The sequence below is a fragment of the Stenotrophomonas sp. 2YAF26 genome (assembly GCF_052114625.1).
In the GTDB taxonomy this organism is placed as follows: Bacteria; Pseudomonadota; Gammaproteobacteria; order Xanthomonadales; family Xanthomonadaceae; genus Stenotrophomonas; species Stenotrophomonas indicatrix.
On record NZ_JBFRFC010000012.1, the window covers coordinates 46,310 to 57,087 of the forward strand.

At 67.3% G+C, this 10,778-nt stretch carries 9 protein-coding genes; 1 reads left to right on the forward strand and 8 read right to left on the reverse strand.

The genetic code is table 11. The features are described 5' to 3' along the window. Positions 1–7: 7 nt before the first annotated feature. From AB4Y98_RS14030 to AB4Y98_RS14055, 6 genes are all read right to left on the reverse strand, one after another. Entirely contained in the window at positions 8–3,118 is a 3,111-nt protein-coding gene (locus AB4Y98_RS14030; protein WP_442244554.1) for an error-prone DNA polymerase, read from the reverse strand. Positions 3,119–3,123: 5 nt separating this feature from the next. Then, positions 3,124–4,533, reverse strand: coding sequence for a Y-family DNA polymerase (locus AB4Y98_RS14035; protein ID WP_033831382.1), 1,410 nt, complete (start codon positions 4,531–4,533; stop codon positions 3,124–3,126). A 9-nt stretch (positions 4,534–4,542) separates the two neighbouring features. Beyond that, positions 4,543–5,157 carry a translesion DNA synthesis-associated protein ImuA gene (gene imuA, locus AB4Y98_RS14040; RefSeq protein ID WP_154880740.1) on the reverse strand — a complete coding sequence of 205 codons (615 nt, stop codon included), beginning with the start codon at positions 5,155–5,157 and terminating at the stop codon, positions 4,543–4,545. 362 nt (positions 5,158–5,519) lie between these two features. After that, complete coding sequence (locus tag AB4Y98_RS14045) at positions 5,520–6,527, reverse strand: cyclase family protein (protein ID WP_442244555.1); 1,008 nt, start codon at positions 6,525–6,527, stop codon at positions 5,520–5,522. A gap of 34 nt (positions 6,528–6,561) precedes the next feature. Further along, positions 6,562–7,212: a DsbA family oxidoreductase gene (locus AB4Y98_RS14050; protein WP_442244556.1), complete on the reverse strand. Its 651-nt coding sequence runs from the start codon at positions 7,210–7,212 to the stop codon at positions 6,562–6,564. 92 nt (positions 7,213–7,304) lie between these two features. Then, the gene (locus AB4Y98_RS14055) at positions 7,305–8,255 is read right to left on the reverse strand and encodes a LysR family transcriptional regulator (RefSeq protein WP_428704993.1); all 951 of its coding nucleotides are present in this window, start codon (positions 8,253–8,255) and stop codon (positions 7,305–7,307) included. A gap of 107 nt (positions 8,256–8,362) precedes the next feature. Here AB4Y98_RS14055 and AB4Y98_RS14060 point away from each other — a divergent pair, with 107 nt between their 5' ends. Further along, entirely contained in the window at positions 8,363–9,241 is an 879-nt protein-coding gene (locus tag AB4Y98_RS14060; protein WP_428704992.1) for a sterol desaturase family protein, read from the forward strand. 8 nt (positions 9,242–9,249) lie between these two features. Here AB4Y98_RS14060 and AB4Y98_RS14065 read toward each other — a convergent pair whose 3' ends face one another. Both AB4Y98_RS14065 and AB4Y98_RS14070 read right to left on the reverse strand, forming a co-directional pair. Continuing rightward, a complete protein-coding gene (locus AB4Y98_RS14065; protein WP_442244557.1) occupies positions 9,250–9,954 on the reverse strand; it encodes a helix-turn-helix domain-containing protein in 705 nt (234 codons plus the stop codon). A gap of 300 nt (positions 9,955–10,254) precedes the next feature. Beyond that, positions 10,255–10,689 carry a VOC family protein gene (locus tag AB4Y98_RS14070; protein ID WP_025878496.1) on the reverse strand — a complete coding sequence of 145 codons (435 nt, stop codon included), beginning with the start codon at positions 10,687–10,689 and terminating at the stop codon, positions 10,255–10,257. Positions 10,690–10,778: the final 89 nt, after the last annotated feature.

Genomic DNA, 10,778 nt, shown 5'->3' on the forward strand with positions numbered 1-10,778 from the left:
TGTACCGTCAATGGAAGTCGCGGCTGTGGCTGCGCAGTCCCTGCAGCAGTTCGTCCAGGCAATGCATGCGCTGCACGATCACATGCTGTACGCCATCCACGCGTTCCAGTCGGCCGTCGATCTGCATCAGCTGCGTATCTACCAGGATGTGGTGCTGGCGGTCGGCCAGATGTCGCCAGACCACGGCGTTGACCATGCCGGTTTCATCTTCCAGAGTAAGGAAGGTGACGCCGCTGGCGGTCTGCGGGCGCTGGCGCATGCGTACCAGGCCGGCGATGCGTACGCGCCGGCCATGGCCGTGGTTGGCCAGCTGCGCGGCATCCAGGCAACCGCGGGTTCGCAGCTGCGCACGCAGGAACGACATTGGATGGCGGCCGAGGGTGGTGCCGGTGCTGCGGTAATCGGCCTGCATGTCTTCCCAGGCGCTGGGCAGGGGCAGGGCCACGCGTGCTTCGGCAGTGGCGCGGGCCTGGTCGAACAACGGCAGGCGGTTCTCCACGCCGGAGATATCCCAGCGTGCACGATGGCGATGGCCGCTGAGGCCTCGCAGGGCACCGGCATCGGCAAGCAGGCCCTGCTGGCGGCGATCCAGTGCGGTGCGCTGGCAGAGGTCGCCGACATCGTCGAATGGGCGCCGCGCGCGTTCGCGCATGATGACCTGCGCGGCCGGTTCGCTGCAGCCATCGACCAGGCGCAGGCCGAGGCGGATCGCCGCCGCGCCTTTGCTGAAGTCCAACGTGCAGTCCCAGTCGCTGTGGCGCACGTCCACCGGCAGCACGCTGATGCCATGCCGACGCGCGTCCTGCAGCAGCTGGTCGGGGCTGTAGAAGCCCAGCGGTTGGCTGTTGATCAGGCTGGCGGCGAACGCGGCTGGGTGATGGCACTTCAGCCAGCAGCTGGCATAGGTGAGCAGGGCGAAGCTGGCGGCGTGGCTTTCCGGGAAACCGTAATCGCCGAAGCCCTTGATCTGTTCGAACAGGTGCTCGCCGTATTCTAGGCTGAAGCCGTTTTTCAGCATGCCTGTCAGCAGCTTTTCGCGATGGGGCTCCAGGCCGCCACGACGTTTCCAGGCGGCCATCGAGCGGCGCAGGGCATCGGCTTCACCGGCGGTGTAGTTGGCCGCATCCACCGCCAGCTGCATCACCTGTTCCTGGAACAAGGGCACGCCCAGAGTGCGCGCGAACACGCGTTCCAGTCGCGCTGGATACAACGGGTTGTCCGGGTCATTCAACGCATCCGGGCCTTGTTCGCGCAGGATCCGCCGACGTTCCAGGTAGGGATGGACCATGTCGCCCTGGATCGGACCGGGGCGCACGATGGCTACTTCGATCACCAGATCGTAGAACTCGCGTGGCTGCATGCGGGGCAGCATCGCCATCTGAGCGCGCGATTCGATCTGGAACACGCCGATGGTGTCGGCGGCGCAGATCATGTCGTAGGTCGGTTTGTCATCGTCCTCGATTGCATCCATGCGTCCACTGTGCAGACCGTGCTGCTGCAACATCGCCAGGCATTTGCGGATGGCGGTGAGCATGCCCAGCGCCAGGCAGTCGACCTTCATCAGGCCGGTGGCGTCCAGGTCGTCCTTGTCCCACTGGATGACGGTGCGGTCGGCCATCGCCGCGTTCTCCACCGGCACCAGCGTCGACAGCGGATGCTCGGAAATCACGAAACCGCCCGGATGCTGCGACAGATGGCGCGGAAAATCGATCAGCTCGGCGGTCAATGCCAGCAACCGGCGCATCAACGGTGTTTCCGGATCGAAGCCGCGCTCGCGCAGGGTTTCCGGCAGCGGAATGTTGCCGCCCCAATGATCCATTGCCGCGCCCAGTTCGTTGACCTGGTCCATCGGCAGGCCCAGCGCACGGGCGACATCGCGGATCGCGCTGCGGCCCCGGTAGCTGATAGCCACCGCAGTCAACGCGGCACGCTCGCGGCCATAGCGGTTGAACACGTACTGCAGCACTTCCTCGCGACGCTCATGCTCGAAGTCGATGTCGATGTCCGGTGGTTCATCACGCTCTGCGGAAATGAAGCGCTCGAACAGCAGGTTGCTGCGCGCCGGGTCGATCTCGGTCACACCCAGCACGAAGCACACCGCTGAATTGGCGGCCGAGCCACGGCCCTGGCAAAGAATTTTCTGCTCGCGGGCGAAGCGCACGATGTCCTGCACGGTGAGGAAATAGGAGGCGTAATGCTTCTGCTTGATCAGTGCCAGTTCGTGCTCGATCTGCTTGCGCTGGGCTGGCTCGATGCCCTTTTTCCAACGCCAGGGAATGCCGCGCTCGACCAGCACGCGCAGCCAACTGTCCGGGTCGTGGCCTTCGGGCACCAGTTCGCGCGGGTAGGTGTATTTCAGCTGGTCCAGGGAGAAGTGGCAGCGTTCGGCGATGCGCAGGGTTTCTGCCAGCAGGTCGGGCGGATACAGCTGGGCCAGTGCAGTGCGCGGGCGCAGATGACGCTCGCCGTTGGCAAACAGGCGCCAGCCAGCCTCGGCCACGCTGCAGCGGTGGCGGATCGCGGTCAGCGTGTCCTGCAAGGCACGACGCCGACGCACGTGCATGTGCACGTCGCCACTGGCGACCAACGGCAACTGGTGGCGCTCGCCGAAGGCCTGCAGCTGCTGCAGCCGGCGCGTGTCGTCGTGTTCGTGGTGCAGCTCCACGGCCAGCCACAGGCGCAGCGGAAAACAACGGCGCAGCAGTTCCAGTTCGGTGGCCGCCGGTTGCCGGTCCAGCCACAGGCACAGCAGGCCCTCGGACAGTCCCTGCAGATCCTCGCGCAGGCAGCGGTATCCGCCCTTGGCTGCCCGCCGGCGACAGGTGGTGATCAGCTGGCACAGCCCGGCGTAAGCGGCCTGGTTGGTGCACAGCAGGGCCAGCTTGGGCCCGTCTTCAACCTGGAATTCGGCACCGACGATCAGCGCCACGCCGTGTGTCTTCGCCGCCTGCCATGCGCGCACGATGCCGGCCAACGAGCATTCGTCGGTGATGGCCAACGCGCGGTAACCCTGGCCGGCAGCGCGTGCGAACAGTTCCTCGGCGGTGGACGCGCCACGCTGGAAGCTGAAGGCCGACAGGCAGTGCAGTTCGGCGTATCCGGGCAGATCGGTGTGCATGGGGCTCAACCGAACCAGCCGTGCAGCATCCACGGCGCATGCGGATCATTGCGCGTGCGGAAGGCCCAGCCCCGCTGGCCCTGCGCGGTTTCCACCACGTAATAGTCGCGGCGTGCATCGGCCTGGTCCCACCAGCCCGATTCGATCCGTTCCGGCCCGGCGACGATACGCAGGCGCGGATCGCGCAGCGGCTGTGGCGTCTCCAGCAGCCAGCCGGGGCGCAGCGGCCACCAAGCGGGTGGCTTGGCCGGTGGCTGGGTGCCACTGGCGCGTTCGGGGCGGTGGTCGGCCTGCACGGCCAGTGGCTGCACGGCGTCATCGCCGAGGCGGGCACGCAGGCGCTCGCGAAGCTGGGTCCATGGCATCGCCTGCGCCGGGCGGGTATCGAACAGGTCACGTGCGGCCGGCACGAACGGCGGCAGCTGCTCGGCCTGCAGGCGCAACGCACGGCTGCCGGCGGGCAGGGCGAAGGCTTCCATGCGGTTGCGTGCGATCTCGAACAGCAGCGCCGCATCGCGTTCGGGGGCCAGCAGGCCGATGGTCAGCACGCTGGCCGGCAGCAGGTCATGCTCGAAGTGCAGATCGAAACGCTGCACGCCACCATCGCGCGAACACAGGAATGCGGCCAGATCCAGCAGCAGGCGCCGCAGCGGGAACAGCAGGGCCTGGCTGGATTCGATCTCGTATTCGAATTCGATGCGCGCATCGAACCGGTCCGGCGGCTGGTAATAGCGCAGCGGCGCGTTGCCCAAACCGCGCACGGCATCCAGCTGCTGCAGTACCTCGGGGGCGAAGCGGCGGGCCAGGCTTTCGCGCGGCAGGTCGAAGGCCGCCCCCAGCGTGCGCAGGCCGGAGCGTGCCAGCACGGTCACTGCATCAACGGGCAGGCCACTACGCGCCAGTGGCAGCTGTGCCAGTGCGGCGGGCAGCTGCTGCGCATCGATGCCAAGGCCATCGTGCACATTGGCAAGCACGCGCGCGGCATGCGGGTTGGGGGCAGCGACCAGGCGATGGCGGAAGCCCAGGTCGTGCAGGCCGTTGCGCAGGCGTTGTTCGATCGTCAGCCAATCGCCGAACAGGGCACGGCTGGCACCGATTTCCAGCACCAGCGCATGCGGAAAATCGAGGCTGACCAGCGAGCTGGTGGCATACAGCCAGCTGGCCAGCAACTGCCGGGTGTGCTGTTCGGCGCTGGGATCGTAGTCATGCAGCTGCAGGTCCTGCACCAGCACCTGCGCGGCCGACAGCAGCATGCCCGGGCGCAGCCCCGCTGCCCGCGCGGCAGGGCTGACCGCACGCAGCACACGACGCTGCGCCGGCCCCTGCAGCAGTACCAGTGGCCGCTGTGGATCGGGCTGCAGGCGCAGCACGCTGTCCAGCGCCAGCTGCGGCAACAACAGGCAGGCCCAGTGCATGGCGCGGCCTCAGTGGGCGATGGCCAGCGGCAACGGCTGCGCTGGTGGCAGCCCGCCGCGGCACTTCAGCACCCGCACCTGGCCATGGTCGAGCTGCAGGCGCAGGCTGGCCGGGGAGGGGTTGCGGGCGGCGCGGGCCTCGCGGAACACGAAACCCAGGCACTGGCCGCTGTCGGCGGCAACCTGCAGGCGGCGCAGGGCACGATCGTCGGCCTGCTGCGGCCAGCACAGCACGGCGGCGCAGGCGGCAGAGCGCAGGCACTGCTCGGCCGCCCACAGCGCCTGCTTCGGTGCGGCGTGGATGATCTGCAGCTGGGCCAGGTCGAGCCCGGCGGCGGCCCATGCCGGGGCGTGCGGGCGATAGGGTGGGGCGACCAGCACGATCGGCCGTGGGTGCTGGCTCAGCTTTGCCAGCGCCGGCCAGATCAGGGCCAGTTCACCGACTCCAGGTGCGGCCTGCAGTACTTCGCACAGCCCGCTGGCTGGCCAGCCACCGCCGGGCAGGCGCGCGTCCAGCGCCGGGTGGCCACTGGCCAGATGGTCGCTGGCCTGCCCCTGGCGTGCCGGCCCGCGCCAGACCTGGCGGCCGTCCAGCAGGCGGTCGAGGGCGACGACGGCGCCCATCAGCCGGTCCTCCGGGGGAGGCGCCGGGCTGGCGGGAAGCGGCAGAAGTGGGCGGAAACGGCAGGCATGGAGCGAGTATCGACAGGCCGATATCAGGGGCTGAGACCGGACATGCTACTCGGCTTGTGAGTAATATTACTAATGAAATCGAAGGGTGGGGTTTCAGCTTGCTGAAGGGGGTAGAGCATCCACGCATGGCGTGGATCTACTGGGGAGTCAGCGGCCTGGATGCGGAAAAGCCGGCCTTGCCACAGTAGATCCACGCCATGCGTGGATGAGGAAAAGGCGGTGCCGACCAAGATCGGCACCCACCGTGGTTTGCCGGGAATGGAGTGGCCTTCACCTGGCCCGGCGCTATCGGGTCACGGGCGGACCGGCAAGGCCACCGGGCGCAGCGGCGCGGCGTCGCCGCCGCGGATCTTCAGCGGGCCACCGATGAAGGCAAACTCGTAGACCTTGTCGCGCGCCAGTTCATCCAGCGCCACCAGCTCGATGATCGGCGCGCCCTGCTGCGCCAGCAGGTAGGTGTGCAGCGGCACGTAGTCGTCGGACACTTCGGAAGGGAAGGTCTCGAAGCTGAGGTTGTCGGCGCCGACGATCATCGCGCCGCTGTCCTCCACCAGGAAACGCGCCGCATCCAGGCCCATGCCCGGCGGGTTGGCCATGTAGGCCTTGGGCTGTTCGAACAGGCGCATGCGACCGGTGCGGATCAGTACGATGTCGCCCTGCTGCAGTTTCACCTGCTGGCGTGCCAGCGCATCCTTCAGGTCCTGGCGGGTGACGCGGTAGCTGTCCGGCAGCATGTCCATGCCCTTGGCGCCGGCCACGTCGATCAGTACGCCACGCGCGATCAGTGGCGGGAATTTCTCGATGCCGGTGACGTTCCAGCCGCGGTCGCCGAGGTGCTTGTCGGCCTCGAAGCCATTCCAGATCTTTCCATGGATGCCGAAGTGGTTCAGCGCATCGATATGGGTGCCGGTGTGGCTGTACATCGAGAACGCGGTGCCGGTGTAGCTGCGGGTGAGGTTCATCGTCTCGCCTACGCCCATCGGGTCGTCCATCACCGTGCCGCGCGGGGTGTGGGTCATCCAGAACTGGTAGTGCGGGTCGCCGGCGTCCTGCCAGCTGGGCATGCCAACGTAGTACTCGGTAGCCAGGTCATAGGCCTTGCCGCCGCTGACCCGCGACAGGATCGCCGCGCGCGAGGCCTCGGTGATCAGGTTGAGGCGGCCGATCTCGTCCTTCGGCCCCCAGGGGCTGGTCCCGACCTGCTGGCCGGAGGGAGCGCGTTCGTGCGCGGACACGGTGGTGGAAGCCGCGGCGCCGGCCAGCAGCAGGGCCAGTGCGGTGCCCAGGGTACGTGGGGTCATGGGAATCTCCTTGAGGGTGGGGGAACGGTGCGGCTCAGGCCGCGACCAGCGGCGCCAGGGCCTGGCGCAGTTGCGGCAGCGGCAGGGTCTGCAGGCGCAGGCCGTTGCCGGTGATGACGGTGGGAATGGAGCGGATGCCGAGCGCGGCAGCTTCAGCGCGGTCGGCCTGCACGCGCTGGCGCACCTCATCGCTGTGCATCCGGTCGGCGAAGACGCCACGTCGATGCCCCAGCTGTTCGGCGATGTCCAGCAGCACCTCGACGTCACCGACGTTGCGGTGCTGGTGCAGGTGCGCCCACTGCACGGCATCGAACATCGCGCCGTGTGCGGCATTGCCGCCGAGCATGCTGGCGGCTTGGCAGGCCAGCGCACCGAGCCAGCCGGAGGGATACTCGAAGTCCTGGGCACGCATGCCTTCGATGTCGATGCGCGCGCTGTCGTCATGCGCGGCGCAGTCGGCCCAGTGGCGCAGGATGATGGCCTTGGCACGCGGCATCGAGCCGAATACCTCGATCATCTGTTCGCGCGAGTCCTGCAGCACGAAGCTGCGGTGGCGGACCTGGATGCCAAGTTCGACCGAGACCTGCTGCAGACGCGGGGCCAGCACGAAGCACCAGCCGCAGACCACGTCATGAAAGAAATCGACCACCGGTGCAGTGGTGGTCAGCGAAGGAGAGGCGATCATCGGCCTGCCGTCCGTGAGAGGGGAGGCGGCAGAGTAGGCAGTGGCGCCGGGCCGAAACAGCACGCGGCGGGCAGCTCAGTTTTCGCTGGCGGTTACGAATCCAACCCGGCGCAGGCGGGCAGTTCGGCGTGCAGGAAATCGATGAAGGCGCGTACCTTCGCTTGCAGGTGGCGCGCGGTGGGGTAGACCGCGTAGACGAACCGCGGCGGATAGCGATGGTCGGGCAGCACCTGCTGCAGTTCGCCGCTGGCCAGTGCCGGTGCGGCCAGGAACGAGGGCAGCGCACCGATACCGAGGCCGGCGACCAGCAGGTCACGCAGCAGCAGACTGTTGTTGGCGGTGACCCGTGTCGGCAGGGTCACCGTGACCTGGCCATCGGGGCCGAGCAGCGGCCAGCTGCCGGGTGAATCGGACAGGCTGTAGCCAAGCACGCTGTGCGCCTGCAGTTCTTCCACCACCTGCGGTGCCGGATGCTGCTGCAGATAGGATGGTGCCGCGCACAGCACCTGCTGCAGCGAAGCCAGGCGGCGTGCGACCAGCCGCGAATCTTCCAGTTCGGCGCGGATGCGCAGGGATACATCGAACCCTTCGCCAACCGCATCAAGCAGACGGTCTTCCATCACCAGGTCCAGTGCAAGCTGCGGATGCTGCTGCAGGAAGCGTGGCAGCAATGGCGACAGCGTGCTCAGCGCGAATGACTGCGGTGCATTGACGCGCAGACGTCCGCTTACTTCGCCGCGCTGCTGGGCGATGCCGCGCTCCAGTGCGTCCAGCTCATCGAGCAGGCGGCTGCATTCGCGGTAATAGGCATGGCCGGTCTCGGTCAGGCTCATGCGGCGGGTGGTCCGCTGCAGCAGTACTACGCCCAGGTGCGTTTCCAGCGTGCGCAGCTGCTTGCTCAGCCCGGCTGGCGACAGGCCCAGGTCTTCGGCGGCGCGGGCCAGGCTGCCGCGTTCGACGATGCGGCGGAAGGCGCGCATCAAGGTGAAGGAGTCCATGCCGGTCCCGGCCGCGATGAGGTCGTCATTGTAGATCCACGCCATGCGTGGATGGACGACGCGGGGTGTTGCGCCGTTTGTTCAAGTCGACAGTCTGTACGCCCCGCCAACATGCAGGCCTCTCACTTCCCGGGTTGCCCATGAAGCACTGGATGCTCCGCCTGTATGCCCCGTTGTTCCTGCTGGGTCTTGTCACTGCCGCCATCGTATGGGTCGGTTACCATCACGGTGACCCATTGTGGCTGCTTGCCTTGCTGGCTGTCGCCATCGCGGTGTCGTTCGCTGCCGAGCGGATATGGCCATACGATCCGGCGTTCAACCATGACCAGGGTGACCGCCTGCGCGATGTCCTGCATGCGCTGGTCAATGAAAGCCTGAACCTGCTGTCGATCGCCACGGTGCCGCTGCTGGCGGCAATCGTGCCCTGGCACGTATGGCCGACGCAGTGGCCATTCGCGCTGCAGGTGCTGGTGGCGATCATCGCGGCTGACCTTGGCATCACCCTGGTGCATTACGCCAGCCATCGCATCGGCTGGTTGTGGCGGTTGCATGCGGTGCATCACAGCGTGACCCGCATGTATGGCTTCAATGGTTTGATGAAACACCCACTGCACCAGGCCGCCGAAGCGGTGGGCGGCGTACTGCCGCTGCTGCTGTTGGGCATGCCGATGCCGGTGGCCGCGGTGCTGGCGTTTGCCATCGCGATCCAGCTGCTGCTGCAGCACTCCAACGTGGACATGCGCCCGGCAGTGTTGGGCCGGGTGATGGCATGGGCACCGCTGCACCGCTTCCACCACATCCGCTATGGCACCGCAGGTGATGTCAATTTCGGTTTGTTTTTCACCGTGTGGGACCACCTGCTGGGGACCGCGTTTGATGCACCGGGCTATCGGTTGCGGCAGCGTGATCTGGGCATCGGCAGCCAGCCGGACTATCCGCAGGCGTATTCCGCACAACTGCTGGCGCCCTTCCGCGCGCTGCCCCATGGCGAGGTGCCGAAGCTTCCGGAAGGACTGCGTAGGCGCGGGTGATCGATGCGTCAGGCCGCGCGCAGCTGCAGGCCCTGCAGTTGCGCGGCACCGATGCCGAACATGCGGCGCAGGCTGCGCGAGAGGTGGGGAAGATCGGCGAAACCGGCGGCATGCGCGCTGTCGGTCAGGCTGTGCCCGCGCAGATGATGCGCCAGCGCACTGCGCAGCCGTTGCCACAGCACCCACCCGCGCAGGGTCACTGCCAGCTCGGACTGGAAGCGCCGATGCAGCTGGCTGGTCGACAGATGCGCGGCCTCGGCGATATCGGCGGCCGGCACCGGGCCGGGCAGGTGCTGGGTGATGCGGGCCAGCGCCGCCTGCACACGGCGGTCCAGGGGCTGTGGGCGGCTCAGTCGCGGCAGCCACTCGTGCAGCTGCGCAGCATTGCCGGGCAACGACTGCAGATGCTGCTGGATCTGTTCGAGGTCGGCATGTGCCGGTTCGAGGAACACCGTGCAGCCGTCAGCGGGCGCCGACAGGATCGCGTGCGATTGGAAGGAGCGCAGCCACAGCCGTTGGCCCTGCTGCTGCACGCCATCGATCTCGACCTGCCAAGGGTCGCCCTCGCTCAGCAGCAGCTGATGGGCGTAGTGCGCGTGCGTGTCACTGTCACCGGCGTGGCCCTGCAGCACAGCCACGTGTGCATCCAGCAGCAGGGTGCCATTCCAGGGTAGAGCGGGGGAGGACATGGTGGGATTGTAGATCCACGCCATGCGTGGATGGCGTATGTCTAAAAGGTTCATGAGAAAAACACCCACGCATGGTGTGGATCTCCGTGTCGACCAAGGTCGACACCTACCAACAGCAGCGGGGAACTGTCGAAGGCGGGGTGGGTCCGGTTGCGGGGGCGTGAGCGCCATGGATGGCGCGACCGAGGCTACATGGACGTACTTGCGCCGTCCCCCGCAACAGGACCTGCCTCGCCTACCCACAGGAACCCAGCTTTTGCTTCGGCTGTTGCAGTTGCCTACGCCGTTGCCTCGGCGGGTGCCGGGCGCAGCCCGGCCGCCACCTCAGCGCCCCTGCGGGTCCGGCCGGTGGTGCACGTACTCGACCACGGTGCCATCGGGATGCACCGCATTGAACGCCGCACCGGTCGGTACCACCTGCAGCGGAAAGATGATCTCGGCGCCGGCGGCCACCAGCTTGTCGTGATAAGGCCGAACGTCGTCGACCAGCAACGTGCCCGTGGTCGACGTGAACGGCGCCAGCGCCTCGTCGCAGCCTTCGATCAGCAGGAACGCACCGACCATCGCCAGCCGCAGGCCCGCATCGGGAAACGGAAAGCCGGCATCGGCGACCACACCCTGCAGCTGCTCGTAGAAGGCCACGCTGCGTTCCAGTTCGCCGGGGGCGACGAACACCCGGATCAGCACGCGCGGGCTGCGCTGGCTGGAGGTGTCACAGCGGTCGCGCCAGAGATGGTCGAAGTCGCGATGTACGGTCATGGGCTCGATTCGTCGCCGGGGAGAACCATTATCGGCAGCGCCGTGCAGCCCGTTGATGACCGCCGGTGATGGGCTGATAACCAGTCCGC